The following is a 20,695-nucleotide window of genomic DNA, read 5'->3' on the forward strand; positions in this document are numbered from 1 at the left end:
AGGCGGACCGCTTAGCGATTGAGGATGGTGCCGGTTACGACGTCAATTCTCATGCCATCGAACGCCGGCGTTATGTGCGCCGGCGTTTCCGCGTCGAGCCGGGCATAGTCGAGGTCGATATGCATATCGGTCAACACGGCCTGGCGCGGCGCAAAGCGCTCGATCCAGTCCAGCGTTTCGGGCAGGCTGAGATGGCTGGGGTGCGGCGTGGGCCGCAAGGCATCCACGATCCACAGATCAAGACCGGTCAGGGCGGCGTGGGAGGCATCTGGAAAGCCGGACAGATCGCAGGAATAGGCAAGTCCAGCAATGCGGAAGCCGAGCGAGTTGATATTGCCGTGCTCCTGCTCAAAGGCGGAAATATCAAGAGTACCGCCCGGACCATCGATGCTCAGATGCTGGCCTGCCACGATTTCATGGGCATTGAGAATGGGCGGATAGTCGCTGCCCTTGGGGCTGGAAAAGCAATAGCCAAAGGCTTCGCGAATACGGTCGCCCGCCGCCTGCGTGAAATAGACATCGACCCGGCGACGATTGTGCAGCGCCAGAACGCGCAGATCATCAATGCCATGGGTGTGGTCGGCATGTTCGTGGGTATAAAGCACGGCATCAACGCTATCGACGCCGGCATCAAGCAATTGTTCGCGCAGATCGCATCCGGTGTCGATCAATACACGCGTGGGCACCTCGCTGCCATCGGTCCAACCCTCGATCAGCAGCGAGCAGCGCCGACGCCGGTTGCGGGGTTCGTCAGGGTCGCAGGCGCCCCAGACATTGCCAATGCGCGGCACGCCGCCCGATGAGCCGCAGCCCAGAATGGTCGCAATGATCCGTTGCGCGGCCGGCATGGGTCAGGCCAGTCCGGTTTTTGAGAATAGACGCGCGAAGTTGGCGGTCGTCTCGGCGCCGAGTTGTTCAAGGCTGACACCGCGCACCTCGGCGACCTTTTCAGCTGTGTAACGGACAAAGCTGGGCTCGTTGGATTGGCCGCGATGCGGAATGGGCGCCAGATAGGGAGCATCGGTTTCGACCAGATAGCGATTAGCTGGCACGAATTTGGCGACGTCACGAATTTCTTCGGCGTTCTTGAAGGTGATGATGCCCGAGAAGGAGATATAGCCACCCAGATCCAGCGCGGTTCGGGCGAGATCCGTGCCGGCGGTAAAGCAGTGCAGCAGGAAGGGGAATGCCCCCTGCCCGCTTTCGTCCTTGAGGATCGCCGCAATGTCGTCGTCGCACTTGCGGCTGTGGATAACCAGTGGAAGACCGGTAATGCGCGCAGCGGCAATATGACGACGCAGCCCGGTGGCCTGAGCCTGGCGCGGGGCGTTGTCATAGAAGTAGTCCAGGCCGGCCTCCCCGATGGCAACGCAGCGTGGGTGGGCCGAAAGCCGCACCAGATCGTCGGTCTGGATGTGCAGCTCTTCATCGGCGTGGTGCGGGTGGGTGCCGACGGAGCACCAGACATTGTCGAAGCGTTCGGCCAGTGCGATGTATGTGGAGAACTTTTCCACATGTGTGGATATCGTGACCATTCCGGTGACGCCGGCGGCGGCGGCACGCGCCATCACACCGTCGATGTCATTGGTCAGGGCTTCGAAGTCCAGATGGCAGTGGCTGTCGATCAACATGGCCTAGTCTGCCTTGCGCTCGATGCGGGCAAAAACGCCCTGCGGTGCCGGCAGTTCGGTGCCAGGCTGCAGCTTGTTGTGCTCCAGCGCATGGGCCAGCAGGCGCTCGCCCTGGGGCACCATCAACTGGTCGAGCAGGCGCTCGGCCGAAGCCGGCACGAAGGCAAGCATGGGAATGGTCAGGCGGCGTACGGTGTCGGCCGTGACGTAGAGTACCGTGGCCATGCGCTCTGGATCCGTCTTCTTGAGAGCCCAGGGTTCCTGGCCGGCAAAGTAGTTATTGGCCGAGCTCAACGCCGCGACGATGGCGCCGCTCGCCTCATGCACCAATTGCTCGTCCATGGCCTTGCGGGCCTGTTCGATGGCGGCGTCGACTTCCTGGATCAGCTCAAGATCGGCCGGGGTCATGTCACCGAAGCTGGGGACCTTGGCGTCGCAATTCTTGTTGATCATCGACAGCGAGCGCTGCGCCAGATTGCCCAGATTGTTGGCAAGGTCGGCATTGACGCGGTTCACCAGCTTGTCGCGGCTATAGTCGCCATCCTGACCGAAGGAGACTTCGCGCAGCAGGAAATAACGCAGCGCGTCCGGGCCAAACTCCTCGATCAGCACGAAAGGATCGATCACATTGCCCAGTGACTTGCTCATCTTCTGGCCGTCCACGGTAAGGAAGCCATGGGCAAAGACGCGATGGGGGACGTCGATGCCGGCGCTCATCAGGAAAGCGGGCCAGTAGACCGTGTGGAAGCGGATGATGTCCTTGCCGATCACATGCAGATCGGCGGGCCAGAATTTCTTGAACAGTTCGGCGGCTTCATCGGGGAAACCCAGACCACTGATATAATTGGTCAGCGCATCGACCCAGACATACATGACGTGGCCGGGGGCATCGGGCACCGGAATGCCCCAGTCAAAGGTGGTGCGCGAGATCGAGAGATCCTTCAGTCCGCCTTTGACGAAGGAAATGATCTCGTTGCGGCGCTCTTTGGGCGCGATGAAATCGGGGTTGGACTCATAGAGTGCCAGCAACTTGTCCTGATAGGCGGACAGGCGGAAGAAATAGGTTGGCTCCTCTACCCATTCGACCTGGGCGCCCGAGGGGGCAAAGCGCTTGCCATCCTTCTCGGTCAGTTCGTCTTCGTCGAAATAGGCCTCGTCCCGCACGGAGTACCAGCCCTTGTAGGTGGACTGGAAGATGTCGCCATTGTGAGACGCCGCCATCTTTTGCCAGATGGCCTGGCTGGACTGGTGGTGGCGCTCTTCGGTAGTGCGGATGAAGTCGTCATTGGAGACGTTGAGCTTACCGGCCAGTTTCTTGAACTCGGCAGCATTTCTATCCGCCAGTTCGCGCGGCGTGATGTCCTGCGCAGCGGCCGTCTGGACCATCTTGATGCCGTGCTCGTCGGTACCGGTCAGGAAATAGACCTCACGGCCTTCAAGCCGCTTGAAACGGGCAATCGCGTCGGTCGCAATCATCTCGTAGGCGTGGCCGATATGGGGCACGCCATTGGGATAGGAAATCGCGGTCGTGACGTAAAAGGGCTTTGAGGTCATTGGGTCTCGGCAGAAATGGGGATGGTCGTGGACACATGCTTCCTGATCGCATCGAAGATGGCGATGAGGGTCTGTTTCATGTCCAGATTGATCGCATCAGCATCGGCTAACAGGCTGTGGGCCTTGTCCCATAGCTCGTTGGCCGAGGCAAGGCGCATCCGCGCACCGGGCTGCATGGCGGCGTTGCGGGCTTCATCGGCAATCCAGTCGTCGAGCATTTCGCGGGCGAAGGACAGTTCGGGACTTTGCGCATCGGCGCCCAGCGTTTCGGCCAGTTTGAAAGCGACGCCGGGCGCATGTTCGCCCGGATTGCTCAGCCAGGTTTGCAGCGCCCCCAGTGCAGAATCCTTGCCCAGAGCCAGGGTTTCAAAGGCACGCCGTGGGCGGCCCCCTGACAGGGCGATGGCGCGATCAAGCTCATCGGCGGCCAGCGTGGCGTCGTGTTCACTCAGGATGGCGCGCACTTCATCGGCGGCAACGGGTCTGAGCGCCAGATTGTGGCAGCGCGACTTGATCGTGGGCAGCAATTGGCCGGGCCGGTGCGACACCAGCAGGAAGGTGGTGTCGGCCGGTGGTTCCTCAAGCGTCTTGAGCAGCGCATTGGCGGCTGACGGGTTGCAGTCATCAATGCTGTCAATGATGGCGACGCGGTGCCCTGCCCTGCCCCGGGTGTGATGCAGGCGGTCGCGCAGGCTGCGAATGTCCTCGACGCGGATGACAGTGTAGTAGCTCTTGGCGTCCTTGGGCCGGCGCCGCAGCAGGAAGATATTGGGGTGCGATAGCGCGGCGACCTGTTCCTCGACGCGATGGGCTGGCTCGTCGCCCGTGGCCGTCAGAATGGCGGCAGCGAGTTCGAAGGCGAAAGTTGCCTTGCCGATACCCATGGGGCCGTGCAGCAGAATGGCACCGGGCAGACGGCGATCGGTGATTTGGCTGGTAATGGCGGTACGGGCGGCATCATGGCCGCGGGCCTTCTGGCGGCGCTCGGGGGCCAGAACGTCATCAAGGGCATTGGGGTCCGTCACGCCTGCGACCCGGCGAGCAGTTCGGGAAAGCGCTGGCTGACGGCTTCCCAGATAGCGGCCTCAAGGGCTTCTTCATTCTGGGCGGCGGAAATGACGATGCAGCGATCCGGGTTGGCCCTGGCGATAGCGAGGAAACCGTCGCGCAGGCGAATATGCCAGTCGAGCTCTTCCTTTTCGAAGCGATCGCCGGTCAGTGCCAGTCCGTCCTCGACTGCGCGTTCGGCAACCCGCTTGAAGGCAGCTTCGGGATCCATGTCGAGCACGATGGTCAGATCGGGTGCGTGACCGTCGAGTGCCAGGCTTTCAAGGGCCGCAATGAGCTTGTCGTCCACGCCACCGGTCAGGCCCTGATAGGCGCGGGTGGAATCGTGGAAGCGATCGGACAACACCCAGACACCATTGGCCAGATTGGGGGCGATCAGTTGGTTGACGTGATCCAGCCGGGCAGCCGCAAACAGCACAGCTTCGGCCCCTGCCCCCCAGCTTTCCGAGCGTCCCTGCAGAATGAAGGAGCGGATGGCCTCGGCCTTGGGCGTACCGCCCGGCTCGCGGGTGCGCACGGCCTGCACAGAATGCTGTTGCAGATTTTGCAGCAGGCGCTTGACCTGCGTGGACTTGCCGACGCCTTCACCACCCTCAAAGGTGATGAAGCGGGCACGATTGGCTTTGGGCGATTCGAGCATGATGAGCGTTGTATCCGAGTCTCAGAGCCAGCCAAGAGCCAGTTGTCGCAATGCATCGGCCGCCTTGCGGGTGATGCCGCCTTCCAGCACGGTTTCGGCCGCGTAGAGAGGCGCGACCTGAACCAGCCGGTCGTCACAGAACACGCGCAGTTCAGCGATCTGGTCGCCGGCCAGCACGGGGGGGCGCAACGGTGCATTGTACTGCACTTCGGCGCTGAGGCATTTGCGCGAGCCGCGCGGCAGGTAAAGCGCTACCTCGCCGTTACCGATCAGGCCGACACTGCCGCTTTCTCCGCCATAGACGCTGGCATAGGCGACAATCGCACCGTCGGCATAAGCGGCGACGCGTTCAAAGGCGCGGGCGCCCCAGGTGATCAGCTTGCGACCTTCTTCGGCGCGTTGGGACATCGAGGTCAGGCCATGAATGACGCCAATGAGGCGGCGGCCGCCCTCTTTGGTGGAGATGACAGAGCCGTAGCCGGCTGCTTCGGTATGACCGGTCTTGAGACCGTCCACGCCAATACCCAGTTCAACCAGCGAGTTGCGATTGCCCTGCTTGATGCCGTTCCACTCCATATCCGGTTCGGAGAAGTAGTGGTAATATTGGGGATATTCGCGGATCAGATAGCGGGCCAGATCGGCCAGGTCACGTGCGGTTACGCGCATGTCGGGATCGGGCAAGCCGGTAGGATTGGTGAAATAGGAGCCCGTCAGGCCGATATCCTCGGCCAACTCGTTCATCATCGCGGCAAAGCTGGCTTCCGAGCCGGCAATACCTTCGGCCAGAATGATGGCGGCGTCGTTGCCCGACTGGATGATCACCGAACGGATCAGGTTCTCGACCGAAATCTTGGAATTGAGTTCGGCGAACATGGTCGAGCCGCCCGAAGAGGCGCCGCCAGTGCGCCAGGCGTGTTCTGAGACGAAAAACTCATCGGAAAAACTGAGGCGGCCGGTGCGGATCTGATCAAAGACCACCGCTATGGTCATCAGCTTGGCCATGCTGGCCGGCTCCATGGGCAGGTCAGCATCCTTCTGGAAGATGACGGTGCCGGTCTCATGGTCCATCAGAACGGCAAATTTGGCCTTGGTGTCGAAAGTGGCCTGCGCCCAAACCGGGGCCGCCATCGCCAGCAGCACTGCCAGTATATATCCGAGCCGTTTCACGCGCGCCTATCCCTCCATTGTCGGCCAATTTGCCGACAAATAGAACTAATAGAGACTTATGTCGTTCAGGCCAAGTTGCCGCGCCATATCAAGGGCATCAACTTTGGAAACACCGGGTTTGAGATGGGTCAGGACGAGCCGGGTTGCGTCCCGGCCATTAATGGTGACGGGCTCTTCGTCGACGGCGCCTAGCAAGGCGAACTGCTCGGCCAGCGCGATGGCATTGTTGCGATCAGCAAAGACACCAAGGCCCATCTTGATCTGACGGGCATCGACATCGACCGACTGAACCCATTCGTCGAGCGCTGTCGAGCGGGTTGCCATGGCCGTTGCTGCGGCGTGTGCGGTGCCGATGGCGAGATCCTGCTCCTGCGGTGTAGTGTCTGCATAGGAGAACAGGCCGCCGATGAAATTGCCGGCAATATCGGCCAGGCTATTTGTGTTGTCGGCATAGGCGTAGCGGGTATTGCTGCTGCCGCCGAAATCAGCGGGGCCGGAATAGCTGGCCACCAGCATGCGGGTATCGTCACCCTCAAGCGGCGCGCGGCCGACATATTCGGCACGAATCTGGGCGTGGCCATTGTTCACATAGCCAAGCATTTCCGCGGCACGATGCGAGAGATCCATGATGCGACCGGCCACATAGGGGCCGCGATCATTGACGCGAACGATGACCGAGCGACCGTTTTCCTGATTGGTAACACGGACATAGCTGGGCAGCGGCAGCGTTGGATGCGCGCCCGTTATGGCGTTGGCCGAGAAGATTTCACCATTCGCCGTGCGGCGTCCATGGAAGTCAGAGCCATACCAGGACGCTTCGCCACTATCGGCGTAGCTGGGGTTTTCCTGGGGCACATAGACCTTGCCGCGCACCGTATAGGGCTTGCCGACCTGATAGCGGCCGCCACCCTTGGGCGGATTGGGGTTGGAGGTGACCCGTGGCGAGGCGTTGACGCCATATTCCTTGGAAGTGAAGGCCGAGCGCTTCACGGTGGCGCCCAGATCGCCCATGCCGCAAGCCGCGATCATCGGCGCGATCAGGGTCGCCAGAGCGACAAGGCGGATGGCATGGCGCCAGGGTGTCGTCACGGTATGCATACTCATAGGCTGACCTTACTGCGAATGCCGATGGTAACGTGACCAGAGGGCAAGGTCGCGCAAAGAACAGTTTTCTGGTTTAGGGGAGGTTAAGGACAACAGACTGTTAGCATTGAGCATCGCATTTAGATGCAATGTGCGAATGACAGGCTTGGCGCGCATTCAGCCGCCCCTGACCTTGCGCTTTCGATGATATAAAGATATCTTTATGTCAATTCTGACGACCGTATGAACCGAGGTGAACGGCGATGAGCCTTTCCGAGCAGCAGCCCCCTATTCCCGACTGGAACGAAGTGCGCACCGCGTTGGCCGATGCCATGCGGGAGCGCATCCTGATTCTGGATGGCGCGATGGGCACGATGCTGCAGCGCCGCAAGTTCACCGAGGAGAACTTCCGGGGCGAGCGGTTCAAGGACTGGGATCTGCCATTGCAGGGCAATAATGACCTGCTGGTGATCACCGAGGCGCAGGCAGTCGAGGATATCCATCTCGAATATTATCTGGCCGGTGCCGATATCGTAGAGACCAATACGTTCTCGGCGACCTCGGTGGCGCAGGCCGATTATGGCTGCGAAGACGCGGTCTATGACATCAATTTCCAGGGTGTGGCGGTTGCCCGGCGGGCTGCGTTGCGGGCCGAGGCGGAAGATGGCCGGCGGCGTTTCGTGGCTGGTGCCCTGGGGCCAACCAACAAGACCTCGTCGATGTCGACGGACGTCAACAGCCCCGGCCACCGCTCGATCACCTTTGATGAACTGGTTGTGGCCTATGGCGAAGCCATTCGCGGTCTGGTTGATGCGGGCGCCGATCTGCTGCTGTTCGAGACGATTACCGATACGCTGAACACCAAGGCGGGCATTTTCGCGGCGCAGCGGCTGTTTGAAGAGCGCGGCATCGATGTGCCGATCATGATCTCGGGCACGATCACCGATCTGTCGGGGCGGACGCTGTCGGGTCAGACGCCGTCGGCATTCTGGTATTCGGTGCGCCATGCCAATCCGATCACTATCGGGCTGAACTGTGCCCTGGGCGCCGATCTGATGCGCGACCATATCGCGGAGCTGTCAGGCGTCGCCGACACTTTCATCTGCGCCTACCCCAATGCCGGCCTGCCCAATGAATTTGGCGGCTATGACGAAACACCCGAGATGATGGCAAGCCAGCTGGATCAGTTCGCCAGCGAAGGTCTGCTCAATATCGTGGGCGGTTGCTGTGGTTCGACGCCAGATCATATTCGGGCCATCGCCGAAACGGTGAGCAAGTATCAGCCGCGTGTGGTGCCCGAGATCGAGACCAGGCTGCGGCTGGCCGGACTTGAGCCCTTTACGCTGACTGCCGAAATTCCATTCGTGAATGTGGGTGAGCGCACCAATGTCACCGGCTCGGCCCGGTTCCGCAAACTGATCACGGCGGGCGATTATCACGCGGCACTCGAAGTGGCGCGCGATCAGGTGGCCAATGGTGCCCAGATCATCGACATCAACATGGATGAAGGGTTGATCGACTCCAAGCAGGTGATGATCGAGTATCTCAACCTGCTGGCAGCCGAGCCCGACATCGCCAAGGTGCCGTTGATGATCGACAGCTCCAAATGGGAGGTGATCGAGGCGGGCCTTAAGTGCGTCCAGGGCAAGGCACTGGTCAATTCGATCTCGATGAAGGAAGGCGAAGAGGCCTTCCTCAAGTCAGCCCGGCTGGTGCGGGCCTATGGCGCCGCCGTTGTGGTGATGGCGTTTGACGAACAGGGTCAGGCCGACACGTTCGAGCGCAAGGTCGAAATCTGTACCCGTGCCTACAAGCTGCTGACTGAAGAGGTGGGCTTTCCGCCCGAAGACATCGTGTTCGACCCCAATGTGTTCGCCGTGGCGACGGGCATTGAAGAGCATAATGGCTATGGCGTGGCCTTTATCGAAGCGACCAAGCAGATCACCGAGACCCTGCCCCATGTCCATATTTCGGGCGGCATCTCCAATCTGAGCTTCTCGTTCCGCGGCAATGAGCCGGTGCGCGAGGCCATGCACGCGGTGTTCCTGTATTATGCCATCCAGAACGGCATGGACATGGGCATCGTCAATGCCGGTCAGCTGGCCGTATACGAGTCGATCGATCCCGAACTGCGCGAGGCCTGCGAGGACGTGATCCTCAATCGCCGCGATGACGGCACGGATCGTCTGCTGGAGATTGCCGAGCGCTATCGCGGTACCGCCGGCAAGGAAGCGGCCGCCAAGGATATGAGCTGGCGCGAAAAACCGGTCGAAGACCGCATTGCGCATGCGCTGGTCAACGGCATTACCGAATTTATCGACGCCGATACCGAAGAAGCGCGCCAGAAGGCCGCTCGGCCGCTGCACGTTATCGAAGGCCCGCTCATGGCGGGCATGGGCATTGTGGGTGACCTGTTCGGCTCGGGCAAAATGTTCCTGCCCCAGGTGGTCAAGTCAGCCCGCGTGATGAAGCAGGCCGTGGCACTGCTGCTGCCCTATATGGAAGCCGAAAAGAACGCCGACGGCAATGCCACGGGCCGCAAGAGCGCGGGCAAGGTGCTGATGGCGACGGTGAAGGGCGATGTGCACGATATTGGCAAGAACATCGTGGGCGTGGTGCTCAGCTGCAATAATTACGAAATCATCGATCTGGGCGTGATGGTCCCCACCGCCAAGATCCTGCAGACGGCCAAGGACGAGAACGTCGATATTATCGGCCTGTCCGGGCTGATCACGCCGTCACTGGACGAGATGGTGCATGTGGCCGCCGAAATGGAGCGCGAAGGGTTCGACATTCCGCTGCTGATTGGTGGGGCGACCACCAGCCGCGTGCACACGGCCGTCAAGATCCACCCGCGCTATGAGCGGGGCCAGGCCGTGCATGTCAACGACGCCAGCCGCGCCGTTGGGGTGGTGGGCAATCTGCTCTCGGCCGACACCAAGGTGGCGTTTATCGACGACATCAAGGCCCAGTACGCCAAGGCTGCGGCGGCGCATTTGCGCGCCGAGGAAGACAAGAAGCGTCTGCCCCTGACCACCGCGCGCGCCAATGCTTTCAAGCCTGACTGGGAAGGCTATGAGCCCCCCAAGCCGAGCTTTTTGGGCACCAAGGTGTTCGCGGATTTTGATCTGGCGGAACTGGCTGGATACATTGACTGGACGCCGTTCTTCCAGACCTGGGAGCTCAAGGGACGCTATCCGGCCATTCTGCAGGACGAACGCCAGGGCGAAGCCGCGCGGGCGCTGTTTGACGATGCGCAGCGCATGCTCAAGCAGATCATTGACGAGAAATGGTTCGTGCCACGCGCCGTTGTGGGGCTGTGGCCAGCCAATGCGGTGGGCGACGATATCCGCCTGTTCACCGATGAAGGCCGCAAGGAAGAGTTGGCAACCCTGTTCACCCTGCGCCAGCAGTTGAGCAAGCGCGATGGCAAGCCCAATATGGCGCTGAGCGATTTCGTGGCACCGGTTGATAGCGGCAAGGCCGACTATATGGGCGCCTTCGTGGTCACCGCCGGGCTTGAAGAAGTGGCAATTGCCGAGCGGTTCGAGAAGCAGAACGACGATTATTCGTCCATTCTGGTCAAGGCGCTGGCGGATCGCTTTGCCGAGGCACTGGCTGAAATGATGCATGCGCGGGTGCGGCGCGAGCTGTGGGGTTATGCTGCCGACGAAACGCAGACCCCCGAAGAGCTGGCACAGGAAACCTATCGCGGCATTCGCCCGGCGCCGGGCTATCCAGCCCAGCCCGATCACACAGAAAAGACCACGTTGTTCAAGCTGCTGGACGCTGAAAAGAATGCCGGCGTCACGCTGACGGAGAGCTTTTCGATGTGGCCCGGCTCGTCGGTGTCAGGCTTTTACTACGCGCATCCCGATGCCTATTACTTCGGCGTGGCCAAGGTGGAACGCGATCAGGTGCTCGATTATGCCGCCCGCAAGGGCATGCCGGTCGAAGAGGTCGAACGCTGGCTCGGGCCGATCCTGAACTACATTCCCGGCCCGGCTATCGTGGCGGCGGAGTAAGCATGGCCAGGGTTGAACCCATTCCGGTGACCGTCGTGACCAAGGCAGGGCAGTTGCTGGCGCTGGACGCCGATACCGCCCTGCTCCGCCTGCCTGCCAATAGCGGGCACGGCCACCCCGATGGGCAGCATTGCGTGGCCTGTGCGACGCGTACCGATGTGCGTGCGATGCTCTATGATCTGCTTGAAAGCGCCAAGCGGGAGCTGCGACCGGCCTTTACGCGGGTAATCGTCGACGCCAGCGCGGTGCCGGATCCCGCCGTTGTCGTGGCGGCGCTGACCGGCAAGCTTCCGGCACAGGCGCTGCGCGATCATACCGTGGCGCGGCTGTTCTATCTGGCGGATGCGGCCTAGCGTCTCTTTCCCCGGCTGACGCCCTCGCCTATCGTGGGCAAAATAGCGTTGGGAGATCGATCATGGCCAAACCATCCATTGCGCTGGCGCTGGGCAGCGGCGCAGCGCGCGGCTGGGCCCATATTGGCGTGCTCGATGTGCTGACCGAGGCTGGCATCAAACCCGACATTGTCTGTGGCACCTCAATGGGCGCGCTGGTCGGTTCGGTCTATGCCAGCGGACGGTTGGACGCGCTGCGCGACTGGGCCATGGGTGCCGACTGGCGTGCCGTGGCGGCGATGATCGATGTGGGGCTGCTGGCCGGCGGGCTGGTGGATGGCGTTCACATCGTGAAGTGGCTGACCGGGCTGGGCCTGCCCGACAAGATCGAAGACCTCAAACTCCCCTTTGCGGCAGTGGCGACCGATATCAGCACGGGCCGGGAAATCTGGCTGCAATCGGGGTCGCTGGCGACGGCGGTGCGCGCCTCTATCGGCATGCCCGGCCTGTTCAGCCCCACCAAGTTGGACGGGCGCTGGTTGTCCGATGGCGGGCTGGTCAACCCGATCCCGGTCTCGGTGTGCCGGGCCATGGGCGCCGACTTCATCATTGCGGTCAATCTGAATGAGGACCTGTTGGGGCGTCGTCTGGTGATGGAAGCCGATCCAGCGGCCGATGATGCCAACAGGTCGGACACGGTGGCCAAGCCTGAAAGCCTGATGGAATTGATCGCGTCTATCCCCACCTCGGTGCAGTCGAAAATGTCGTCGCTGAGCTTTTTCGGGACGGGTAGCCCGACACCGGGTTATTTCGACGTGCTGACCAATGCCATCGACATCATGCAGGACCACATCACCCGCTCACGGCTTGCGGGCGAGCCGCCGCACGCCATGGTCATGCCGCGGGTGGCCGATATCGGTCTGATGGATTTCCACCGGGCGGGAGAATCGATCGCCGAGGGCCGTGCAGCGGCCGAACAGGTGCTGCCGGTCATCGAAGCCAAGCTGAAGGGCCGCAGCCGGCTCTAGCCGATCGTGAAGCGGCGCAGCGGGGTGTCGGCGCGCAAATAGAGCGGATGCTTGGGTGAACCGTCGGCATTGGTACCAAAGCACCAGAGATCGGTGCCGTCGGCCTGAAGTGCCGCCACCAGTGCCCTGCCCGCTGGTGCCAGCGCCTTGTTGAGCTTGCCGTGACACAGCACCACCAGGGCCGCGTCCGCCGCGACCTGGCGGATGGTGGGCAGGTTGTCTGGCGACACAGCCTCGACGCCCGGCGCCAGCAGCATTTTGGGATCGGTGGCGCGATAGTCGCCGACATTGGCCTTGACCATGGCGGCATAGCCTTCGCGCTGCGTGAAGCTCCACTCGCGGGCGCAGGTGGGATCATTGACCTCGGCGTCGGCGGTGCTGGGGTTCATGCCGATGAACAATACGTAACGATCAGGGAACGCATCGCCGGTCCAACGCCGCATTAGCTGGCGATAGCGGCCGTCGGCGCTGAAGCGCGCATCGCCGCGCACGCCCGGCATCAATGCCAGGCGCACCTTGCCGCCGGGATCGTGACTGGCTGCACTCACCGGACGGACCTTACGCGGTCAGATCGCTGGGGGGCACCAGACCATTGATCAACGAGGCTGTGGTGACGGTATTGGCCAGCAGGCAGGCAATGGTCATGGGTCCAACGCCACCCGGGACCGGGGTAATCGCACCGGCGACTTCCGACGCCTGTGCGAAATCAACGTCGCCGAGCAGGCGTGTCTTGCCCGCGCCGCGCTCGGGGGCGTCGATGCGGTTGATACCAACATCGATCACGGTGGCCCCCGGCTTGATCCAGTCACCCTTGATCATTTCGGGACGGCCGACAGCGGCGATGACAATATCGCCCTGGCGCACGATGGATGGCAGATCCTGGGTGCGTGAATGGGCCATGGTGACGGTGCAGTTCTCACGCAGCAGCAATTGGGCAATGGGCTTGCCCACCAGATTGGAGCGACCCACCACCACGGCGTGCTTGCCCGAGAGGTCGCCCAACTGGTCGCGCAGCAGCATCAGGCAACCCAATGGGGTGCAGGAGACCGGGCCCGGCAGGCCAATCGCCAGCTTGCCGACACTGGCGGGGGTGAAGCAGTCGACGTCCTTGGCAGGATCGATGGTTTCGATGATCTTCTTCGAATCGATATGATCGGGCACCGGCAATTGCACGAGGATGCCGTGGATGGCGGGATCGGCATTGAGCTTTTGCACCAGCGCCAGCACCTCGGCCTCGCTGACGGTTTCGGGCAGTTCGTATTTTTCCGAATGCATGCCCACGGCGACTGTCTGCTTGGCCTTCTGGGCGACATAGACCTGGCTGCCCGGATCGTGACCAACAATGACCACGGCCAGACCCGGGGTGATGCCGTGTTCGGTCTTGAGGCGTTCCACATGGTCGGCAATGCGACCGCGCAGACCTTCGGCGAAGCTCTTACCGTCGATGATCTTGGCTGCCATGTGACACCTCCATAGGGTTCAATCAGTGTTGGGATCGGCCGGTTGGACCGTTGGGCGCAGCAATAGGAAATGCGGAGACGCTCGTCTATGGTTTTGCCAGCAAAATGGGAGGGAGCCAGCCATGCCGGAACAGAAGACCAGACCGCATAGTGGTGACGTCGACGCCTTCATTGCGCAGGTGCCCGATGCGACCAAGCGCGCCGATAGCGAAACGCTGATCGCCATGATGGGTAAGGTGACGGGCGAACCGCCCGTGCTGTGGGGTACCATGGTGGGGTTTGGCCAGTATCACTATCGCTATGCCAGCGGACACGAGGGAGACACGTTTCTGATCGGTTTCGCCCCGCGCAAGGCCGCGTTCAGCCTTTATCTGATGGGCTGTTCCGAAGACGCCGATGCGGCGGAAATCACCGCATTGCTGGCCCGGCTGGGCAAGCACCGCATGGCCAAGGCGTGCTTGTACGTCAAGCGGCTCGCCGATATCGACCTGGGCGTTCTGGAAGAGTTGGCGCGGCGGTCGGTGGTGGCAACCAAAGCGCGTTATGTTGAGCATTGAAAGGGCCACCGGAACATCTCTGTCCTGGTGGCCCTTGGGAATGCCGGCCTACCGCACTGTTGAGGGCTTGGGGGACAAGCGGCCAACGCGGCACTCCTGGCTCACCGGTTGCATGGGTCGTTTGCTATGCCAGTGAACTGATCCTCAAGATGGTGCGCAATTGCGGCGAGAAAAGTGGCAATCACTCCGATGTGAAAAGACCCCGATATCAGGGCTGGAGTTGAAGCGGCGTCGAGAAGCTGTCATCAGGAAAGGCTAATCGTTGCCGGATGCGCAACACGATTCCGCCGACGGGGGTTCAATCCGGAGCCCGCGAGATGAAAGAGCAAGAAAATGACCATCAGCCCACCACGTGCCGAAACGCAATCCTTCACCGATCCTGAGAAGGCGTGGGCCTATCTGGCCGAGCTCTATCACCGCAATACCGGCTTTATCCGCGAGCATCTGGCGGCGCTGACCAAGGGAACCGTGCCGGCCAAGCGGGTGCGGGCCTGCTATCCGCAGATCGAGGTGCGTTCGACAAGCTACAGCCGCAGCGAGAGCACCCTGCCCTATGGCTTCCTGCATACGCCGGGCATCTATCGCACCACAGTCACGGCACCGGACCTGTTCCGCACCTATTTTATCGAGCAGTTCACGGTGATCCTGAAAAACCATGGCGGCACGATCGATATTGGCGAGTCGGACACCCCGATCCCGCTGCACTTTGCCGTGCCGGCCAATGAACGGATCGATGGCGAAGCGCTCAATGCGCTCAACATTCCGCTGCGCGATGTGTTCGACGCGCCCGATCTGGGCAATACCGATGACGAAATTGCCAATGGCACCTTCGTGCCGCCACGCGGCGGACCCTACCCGCTGGCAGCGTTTACAGCGCCGCGCGTCGACTATTCGCTGTTCCGGCTGAGCCACTACACCGGCACCGATGCCAGCCATTTTCAGAACTTCGTGATCTTCACCAATTACGCGTTCTACATCGATGAGTTCTGCCGCGTCGCCAAGCAGTACCTGGCTGACGGGCATACGCATTACGAGAGCTTTATCGAGCCGGGCAATGTGGTCACGGACAATGCGCTGACGGGCGGCAAGGTCGAGGGCACCTCGCCGGCGCGTGCACCGCAAATGCCGGCCTATCACCTGACCGCGGCCAATGGCCGGGGCATCACCATGGTCAATATCGGCGTGGGGCCGTCCAACGCCAAGACGATCACCGATCATATCGCGGTGCTGCGGCCCCATGCCTGGATCATGCTGGGCCATTGCGCCGGTCTGCGCAATTCGCAGGAGCTGGGCGATTATGTACTGGCGCACGCTTATGTGCGTGAAGATCACGTGCTCGACGCTGATCTGCCACTGTCGGTGCCGATCCCGGCGCTGGCCGAAGTGCAGGTTGCCCTTGAGCAGGCGGTGCACGAGATCACCGAGACCGAGGGCATCGAGACCAAGAAGATCATGCGCACCGGCACAGTGGCGACGTTTGATAATCGCAACTGGGAACTACGCGATCAGGCCGAGATCACCCAGCGGCTGAGCCAGTCGCGTGCCGTCGCGCTGGACATGGAATCGGCGACCATCGCCGCCAATGGTTTCCGCTTCCGCGTGCCCTATGGCACCCTGCTCTGCGTCTCCGACAAGCCGTTGCATGGTGAGCTCAAGCTGCCCGGCATGGCCTCGGACTTCTACCGCACCCAGATCAACCGGCATCTGCAGATTGGCCTGCGCGCCATGGAAATCCTGCGTGATCAGCCGGCAGAGCGGCTGCATTCACGCAAGCTGCGCAGCTTTGCCGAGACCGCGTTCCAGTAAGGGCGCGGTTACGGTTTCTGGGTCGCGTCGTCCTGAAAAACGGATTCGATGGGTTCTCCGAGTAGGCGCGCGATCTTGAAGGCCAGAGGGAGCGACGGGTCAAACCTGCCGCTCTCTATGGCGATGATGGACTGCCGGGATACGTCGAGCTTTTCTCCCATCACCGCCTGCGACCAGCCCTGCGCCGTGCGCAACTCCTTGAGGCGGTTCCTCAAAGTGGGGCTCCTTCGCGGCGCGAGAAGACCATCGCCGCACAGGAATAGGCTATCCAGTAGATCGGGTTGAGCCAGAACATGGGTAGCGTGGGGGCGTCGACATAACGTTCGAGATAGCCCCAGCTTGATACCAGGATCAGGATGACGGCCAGGCCGACGAAGATCGCCTTGATCTGAATGCTGCGCAAGAACTCGTCTATTTCAGTGACAAAACGCCAATGTGCCCAGAGGGTTGTCAGCAAAGCAGCAATCGGGACCAGGCTTGCGGCCCACAGGATTGGCGCGGCCAGTTCAAGGTTTCTGTTGCTCCAGTCGATCAGCAGGCTGAACAGCAGGAACAGCGCCATGGCACTCATCATCACCGTGAGAAAGCGCCTGTTGGCTTGCTTGTACATCATGGTCATCCCCGTGACTTGTAAAGTGTGCTTTACATAGGCGCGGTTCGAAATTGTGTCAAGCGTGCTTTACAGTTCGATATTTGCGACGAGGTTTTGGCGCTTCGCGTGGAAGGCATCGCGTTCGCGATGCCAGTGATCGAAATGACCGTCCAGCTGTAGGCGCGCGGCGACGGCAGGGCCGACCATGGCTGTCGCGAATGTCGGGTCGCCCATGTCATGCAGCACGGCTGCAACCCAATCGAGAAGCGCGGTATCGGTGGCGACGCCATAAGCCTGGCAGAATGCCTTGAGACGACGGGAGCCTTCAGCGAGATCGCGCATGGCAGGGGCGCGCATATCCCCTGCTTCGAACGAGAGCGGCACCATCCAGTAGGCGGCGTAGGCCAGATCACGCAGGCGCGGCCCAGGTCCCACCAGATCGAAATCGATGGCGGCGATGGGCATGCCGTCGGCAAAGACCAGATTGTAGGGCGCAAAGTCGTTGTGGCTGATGACCTCGTGTCGGGTCGGATCGGGATGGCGATAGGCCCACACATCGTCCGGTCCGGAGACAAAATCAGCTGTCGCATCATGATAGGCGCGCAGCAGTCTGGCGCCTGCGAGTAGCGGCAGATCTTCAGTCCAGAGGTGCGCGGTGTCGTTTACCGCGCCTGCAATGAAGGAGAGCGTTTCGCGGCCCTGTGCATCAATGCCGCGGAAGCGTGGGGCGCCAGTGAAGCCCTTGGCCTCCAGATGGCGCAGCAGCCGTTGAATGGCGGGGCTGGCGGGCGTCTGTGCGCGTCGGACGGAATCGCCGACGCGCACGACAGATTGGTTGACGTTGCCGCCGGTAAGGGCGACCTCGTCATCGTTCATATTAGCGGCCCTTGACGACCGAATAGCCGGCATACTTGGCCGAAGAGCCAAGCTGCTCTTCGATGCGGATCAGCTGGTTGTACTTGGCCAGACGATCCGAACGGCTCAGCGAGCCGGTCTTGATCTGACCGCAGTTCAGCGCGACCGCGAGATCGGCAATGGTGGAGTCTTCGGTTTCGCCCGAACGATGCGACATCACCGAGGTGTAACCGGCGCGGTGCGCGGTATCGACGGCGTTGAGGGTTTCCGAGAGCGAGCCGATCTGGTTGACCTTGACCAGGATGGAGTTGGCAACGCCCATCTTGATGCCCGATACGAGGCGCTCGGTATTGGTCACGAACAGATCGTCACCGACCAGCTGCACCTTGTCGCCAATGGCGTCGGTCAGGGCCTTCCAGCCTTCCCAGTCGTCTTCGCCCATGCCGTCTTCGATGGTGATGATCGGGTAGCGGGCAGCCAGATCGGCCAGGAAACGGACGTTTTCTTCCGAGGAGAGCGACTTGCCCTCGCCGACCATCTCGTACTTGCCGTTCTTGAAGTACTCGGTTGCCGCGCAATCGAGGCCGAGGAACACGTCCTCACCGGGCTTGTAGCCGGCTTTTTCGATCGAGCGCATGATGAAGCCGAGGGCTTCGTCAGCCGATTTCAGATTGGGTGCGAAGCCGCCTTCGTCGCCAACCGAGGTGTTGAAGCCTTCGGCAGACAAACCCTTTTTGAGGGTGTGGAAGATTTCCGAACCGATGCGGACGGCATCAGCCAGGTTTTCCGCGCCCACGGGCAGGATCATGAATTCCTGCATGTCGATGGGGTTATCGGCATGCTCGCCGCCATTGATGATGTTCATCATCGGCACGGGCAGCACATGGGCGTTCGGGCCACCAATATAGCGATAAAAGGGCAGCTCGCTCGATTCAGCAGCGGCCTTGGCCACGGCCAGCGATACGCCCAGAATGGCGTTGGCGCCCAGGCGCGACTTGTTGGGGGTGCCATCAAGGTCGATCATGGCCTGGTCGACGGCCAGTTGATCAAGCGCATCCATGCCCTGGATTTCGTCGAAGATGGCGGTGTTGACGTTCTCGACGGCCTGGGTCACGCCCTTGCCGGAGTACTTCTTGCCACCATCGCGCAACTCGACGGCTTCATGGGCACCAGTAGACGCGCCCGAGGGCACAGCGGCGCGGCCGAAGCTGCCGTCGTCAAGCACCACATCAACTTCTACCGTGGGGTTGCCGCGGCTGTCATAGATCTGGCGGCCGTTGACGTGGATGATTGAAGACATGGAAAGCCCTTCTTGTATGGGTTCGCTCGATTGGTGGCTCTCTGTTAGCCCTCAGCTATGACAAGGAAAAGAGGGCAGCCGGAAAAAAATGCGACTTTAGTCGGTGTTTGGGCGGCAGTTTGGCGCATATCCGATTGTCTGACCGTCGGATTATCGTTAATACCATTTGCAACACATGGAGGAGCCGGAATGGCCAAATCGTTCATCAAGCAGGTGGCACATGCCTGTATCTTCGCCCACGATCTTGCGGCCACCGAGGCTTTCTATCGAGACGTGCTGGGTATCCCGACGGCCTTTACCTTCATGCGGGGTGAAGAACGGATCGGTTATTACCTCGATCTGGGCGCCCGCACCTTCATCGAGGTGTTCAGCAAGGCCAATGCCAGTTTCGACGAAACCAATCAGATCAACCATATCTGCCTCGAGACCGAAGATATGGACGGGTTACTGGCCCATGTGCGCAGCCAGGGCGTGACCATCACCGACAAGAAGCGCGGCGTGGACGGGACCTGGCAAGCCTGGATGGCCGACCCCAATGGCGTCAAGCTGGAGATCTTCGAATACACCGCCGACAGCCTGCAATTCAAACCGCATGGCAGCGTGTGCGCGGTGAACTGGTAACGTCTAGCTGACCTGCGTGGTGACCTGTCCATCGCTTATGAGCCAGGTCACCGCTTCCTGAACGGCCTCGAGCGAGGTGTAGCGCGGGGCGTAGCCGAGCAATCGCCTGCCCTTTTCGATCGAGCAATTGGGCGAGCGGGCAATATGCTCGCGCGTGGCATGAGCCTCGTCGGGATTCTGTTCGGCGGCCCATTGAGCAAAGGGGGCGAAGTCCAGATTGGGCTCGTGACCGAACCAGCGATACATGGCTTCGGCATAGCCGCGCAGGGTCAATGCCCCTGAAGAGACCGCGTGGAAGCTCTCGCCCATCGATGCGGCATGATTGTCCATGGTACCCAAAATCACCTGGGCAACATCATCGGCATGGACGTCGTGGACCGTTTCAAGCCCGAAATTGGGCAGGCTGAGCCTCTGGTTGGCGGCGATGGCGGAAAACACCGCGGGATTGAAATGGCCAGCCGGATTGAGCGGCGCCCAGCCCGGACCGACGATATGGCCGGGATAAACGATGCTGACGGGGAAATTGCGCCGATGGGCGCGGCGCAGCAGGTCAGCCTCGATATCGGCCTTTTGTACCCCGTAGTCACCGAAGGGATATTTGACCGCTGATTCCAGCGTAGGCACGACCGCAGCGGCCCCGTGTGTCCAGATGGTGCCGACATGGATGAGGTGGCTGACATTGTGCTCCAGCGCATCAGCAAGCTGGTCGCTGCTGGCGCGGGTGAAACAGATCAGGTCGATGACGATATCGGCATTCAGATTGGCAATGGTGGTGCCGAAATTGCCCTTGGCCTCTTCGGCCTGCCGGTCGATCTGCAAGGTCTCGACATGGGACCAGACCGCATTGGTCTGATAGGGCCTGGCGACGCCGCGACTGACAGCGATGACCTGATGGCCTGCCATGGCAAGACGCGGCACCAGATAGGTGCCGATGTGACCGGTGGCGCCAATAACGACAACCTTGCTCATGGTATTC

20 protein-coding genes are annotated in these 20,695 nt (G+C 61.3%); 6 read left to right on the forward strand and 14 right to left on the reverse strand.

The genetic code is table 11. The features are described 5' to 3' along the window. Window positions 1-11: 11 nt before the first annotated feature. The 7 genes from KD146_RS06955 to KD146_RS06985 are packed head-to-tail and all read right to left on the reverse strand — an operon-like array spanning window position 12 to window position 7,164. Window positions 12-848 (reverse strand): MBL fold metallo-hydrolase, encoded by an 837-nt coding sequence (locus tag KD146_RS06955; protein WP_212657984.1) that lies wholly within the window; start codon window positions 846-848, stop codon window positions 12-14. Window positions 849-851: 3 nt separating this feature from the next. Further along, window positions 852-1,631, reverse strand: coding sequence for a TatD family hydrolase (locus tag KD146_RS06960; RefSeq protein ID WP_212657985.1), 780 nt, complete (start codon window positions 1,629-1,631; stop codon window positions 852-854). A 3-nt stretch (window positions 1,632-1,634) separates the two neighbouring features. Next, complete coding sequence (gene metG / locus KD146_RS06965; RefSeq protein WP_212657986.1) at window positions 1,635-3,185, reverse strand: methionine--tRNA ligase; 1,551 nt, start codon at window positions 3,183-3,185, stop codon at window positions 1,635-1,637. Beyond that, a complete protein-coding gene (locus KD146_RS06970) occupies window positions 3,182-4,210 on the reverse strand; it encodes an AAA family ATPase (protein WP_212657987.1) in 1,029 nt (342 codons plus the stop codon). Before KD146_RS06970 ends, metG begins: the two co-directional genes overlap by 4 nt. After that, window positions 4,207-4,893, reverse strand: a complete 687-nt coding sequence (gene tmk, locus KD146_RS06975) for a dTMP kinase (protein WP_212657988.1) — start codon at window positions 4,891-4,893, stop codon at window positions 4,207-4,209. Before tmk ends, KD146_RS06970 begins: the two co-directional genes overlap by 4 nt. A 21-nt stretch (window positions 4,894-4,914) precedes the next feature. Next, window positions 4,915-6,060 carry a D-alanyl-D-alanine carboxypeptidase family protein gene (locus tag KD146_RS06980; RefSeq protein ID WP_269368464.1) on the reverse strand — a complete coding sequence of 382 codons (1,146 nt, stop codon included), beginning with the start codon at window positions 6,058-6,060 and terminating at the stop codon, window positions 4,915-4,917. A 45-nt stretch (window positions 6,061-6,105) separates the two neighbouring features. Continuing rightward, window positions 6,106-7,164 (reverse strand): septal ring lytic transglycosylase RlpA family protein, encoded by a 1,059-nt coding sequence (locus tag KD146_RS06985; RefSeq protein ID WP_249327601.1) that lies wholly within the window; start codon window positions 7,162-7,164, stop codon window positions 6,106-6,108. Between the two features lie 242 nt (window positions 7,165-7,406). Between KD146_RS06985 and metH the strand changes: the two genes are divergently transcribed. The 3 genes from metH to KD146_RS07000 all read left to right on the forward strand — a co-directional run bounded on the left by metH (window position 7,407) and on the right by KD146_RS07000 (window position 12,528). Further along, window positions 7,407-11,168: a methionine synthase gene (gene metH, locus KD146_RS06990; RefSeq protein WP_212657989.1), complete on the forward strand. Its 3,762-nt coding sequence runs from the start codon at window positions 7,407-7,409 to the stop codon at window positions 11,166-11,168. A gap of 2 nt (window positions 11,169-11,170) precedes the next feature. Then, on the forward strand, window positions 11,171-11,521 hold the full coding sequence (locus KD146_RS06995; protein WP_212657990.1) for a hypothetical protein: 351 nt from the start codon (window positions 11,171-11,173) through the stop codon (window positions 11,519-11,521). Window positions 11,522-11,583: 62 nt separating this feature from the next. Beyond that, on the forward strand, window positions 11,584-12,528 hold the full coding sequence (locus KD146_RS07000) for a patatin-like phospholipase family protein (protein WP_212657991.1): 945 nt from the start codon (window positions 11,584-11,586) through the stop codon (window positions 12,526-12,528). On the opposite strand, the gene KD146_RS07005 is transcribed toward KD146_RS07000, so the two are convergent. Further along, window positions 12,525-13,076 carry a DUF1643 domain-containing protein gene (locus KD146_RS07005; RefSeq protein ID WP_212657992.1) on the reverse strand — a complete coding sequence of 184 codons (552 nt, stop codon included), beginning with the start codon at window positions 13,074-13,076 and terminating at the stop codon, window positions 12,525-12,527. The two genes, KD146_RS07000 and KD146_RS07005, sit on opposite strands and share 4 nt — an antisense overlap. A 10-nt stretch (window positions 13,077-13,086) precedes the next feature. Then, window positions 13,087-13,989, reverse strand: coding sequence for a bifunctional methylenetetrahydrofolate dehydrogenase/methenyltetrahydrofolate cyclohydrolase FolD (gene folD / locus KD146_RS07010; protein WP_212657993.1), 903 nt, complete (start codon window positions 13,987-13,989; stop codon window positions 13,087-13,089). Between the two features lie 121 nt (window positions 13,990-14,110). On the opposite strand from folD, the gene KD146_RS07015 reads away from it, so the two are divergent. After that, on the forward strand, window positions 14,111-14,545 hold the full coding sequence (locus KD146_RS07015) for a DUF1801 domain-containing protein (protein ID WP_212657994.1): 435 nt from the start codon (window positions 14,111-14,113) through the stop codon (window positions 14,543-14,545). 333 nt (window positions 14,546-14,878) lie between these two features. After that, entirely contained in the window at window positions 14,879-16,351 is a 1,473-nt protein-coding gene (locus tag KD146_RS07020) for an AMP nucleosidase (RefSeq protein ID WP_212657995.1), read from the forward strand. Between the two features lie 8 nt (window positions 16,352-16,359). Here KD146_RS07020 and KD146_RS07025 read toward each other — a convergent pair whose 3' ends face one another. The 4 genes from KD146_RS07025 to eno form a co-directional block, all read right to left on the reverse strand. Further along, a complete protein-coding gene (locus tag KD146_RS07025; protein WP_212657996.1) occupies window positions 16,360-16,566 on the reverse strand; it encodes a helix-turn-helix transcriptional regulator in 207 nt (68 codons plus the stop codon). Further along, a complete protein-coding gene (locus KD146_RS07030; protein ID WP_212657997.1) occupies window positions 16,563-16,964 on the reverse strand; it encodes a hypothetical protein in 402 nt (133 codons plus the stop codon). The genes KD146_RS07025 and KD146_RS07030 overlap by 4 nt, the downstream gene beginning before the upstream one ends. 66 nt (window positions 16,965-17,030) lie before the next feature. Continuing rightward, the gene (locus tag KD146_RS07035; RefSeq protein ID WP_212657998.1) at window positions 17,031-17,819 is read right to left on the reverse strand and encodes a phosphotransferase; all 789 of its coding nucleotides are present in this window, start codon (window positions 17,817-17,819) and stop codon (window positions 17,031-17,033) included. 1 nt (window position 17,820) lies between these two features. After that, the gene (eno, locus tag KD146_RS07040; protein ID WP_212657999.1) at window positions 17,821-19,098 is read right to left on the reverse strand and encodes a phosphopyruvate hydratase; all 1,278 of its coding nucleotides are present in this window, start codon (window positions 19,096-19,098) and stop codon (window positions 17,821-17,823) included. Window positions 19,099-19,287: 189 nt separating this feature from the next. On the opposite strand from eno, the gene KD146_RS07045 reads away from it, so the two are divergent. After that, the gene (locus KD146_RS07045) at window positions 19,288-19,719 is read left to right on the forward strand and encodes a VOC family protein (RefSeq protein WP_212658000.1); all 432 of its coding nucleotides are present in this window, start codon (window positions 19,288-19,290) and stop codon (window positions 19,717-19,719) included. Window positions 19,720-19,722: 3 nt separating this feature from the next. On the opposite strand, the gene KD146_RS07050 is transcribed toward KD146_RS07045, so the two are convergent. After that, entirely contained in the window at window positions 19,723-20,688 is a 966-nt protein-coding gene (locus KD146_RS07050) for an NAD-dependent epimerase/dehydratase family protein (RefSeq protein WP_212658001.1), read from the reverse strand. Between the last annotated feature and the right edge of the window lie 7 nt (window positions 20,689-20,695).

Origin of the sequence: Devosia litorisediminis (assembly GCF_018334155.1) — a bacterium.
GTDB classification, from domain to species: domain Bacteria; phylum Pseudomonadota; class Alphaproteobacteria; order Rhizobiales; family Devosiaceae; genus Devosia; species Devosia litorisediminis.

Coding starts and splice junctions, on each gene's coding strand:
- KD146_RS06955 (WP_212657984.1), bottom strand. CDS start 848: ATGCCGGCCGCGCAACGGATCATTGCGACCATTCTGGGCTGCGGCTCA.
- KD146_RS06960 (WP_212657985.1), bottom strand. CDS start 1,631: ATGTTGATCGACAGCCACTGCCATCTGGACTTCGAAGCCCTGACCAAT.
- metG (WP_212657986.1), bottom strand. CDS start 3,185: ATGACCTCAAAGCCCTTTTACGTCACGACCGCGATTTCCTATCCCAAT.
- tmk (WP_212657988.1), bottom strand. CDS start 4,893: ATGCTCGAATCGCCCAAAGCCAATCGTGCCCGCTTCATCACCTTTGAG.
- KD146_RS06985 (WP_249327601.1), bottom strand. CDS start 7,164: ATGAGTATGCATACCGTGACGACACCCTGGCGCCATGCCATCCGCCTT.
- metH (WP_212657989.1), top strand. CDS start 7,407: ATGAGCCTTTCCGAGCAGCAGCCCCCTATTCCCGACTGGAACGAAGTG.
- KD146_RS06995 (WP_212657990.1), top strand. CDS start 11,171: ATGGCCAGGGTTGAACCCATTCCGGTGACCGTCGTGACCAAGGCAGGG.
- KD146_RS07000 (WP_212657991.1), top strand. CDS start 11,584: ATGGCCAAACCATCCATTGCGCTGGCGCTGGGCAGCGGCGCAGCGCGC.
- folD (WP_212657993.1), bottom strand. CDS start 13,989: ATGGCAGCCAAGATCATCGACGGTAAGAGCTTCGCCGAAGGTCTGCGC.
- KD146_RS07015 (WP_212657994.1), top strand. CDS start 14,111: ATGCCGGAACAGAAGACCAGACCGCATAGTGGTGACGTCGACGCCTTC.
- KD146_RS07020 (WP_212657995.1), top strand. CDS start 14,879: ATGACCATCAGCCCACCACGTGCCGAAACGCAATCCTTCACCGATCCT.
- KD146_RS07030 (WP_212657997.1), bottom strand. CDS start 16,964: ATGATGTACAAGCAAGCCAACAGGCGCTTTCTCACGGTGATGATGAGT.
- KD146_RS07035 (WP_212657998.1), bottom strand. CDS start 17,819: ATGAACGATGACGAGGTCGCCCTTACCGGCGGCAACGTCAACCAATCT.
- eno (WP_212657999.1), bottom strand. CDS start 19,098: ATGTCTTCAATCATCCACGTCAACGGCCGCCAGATCTATGACAGCCGC.
- KD146_RS07045 (WP_212658000.1), top strand. CDS start 19,288: ATGGCCAAATCGTTCATCAAGCAGGTGGCACATGCCTGTATCTTCGCC.
- KD146_RS07050 (WP_212658001.1), bottom strand. CDS start 20,688: ATGAGCAAGGTTGTCGTTATTGGCGCCACCGGTCACATCGGCACCTAT.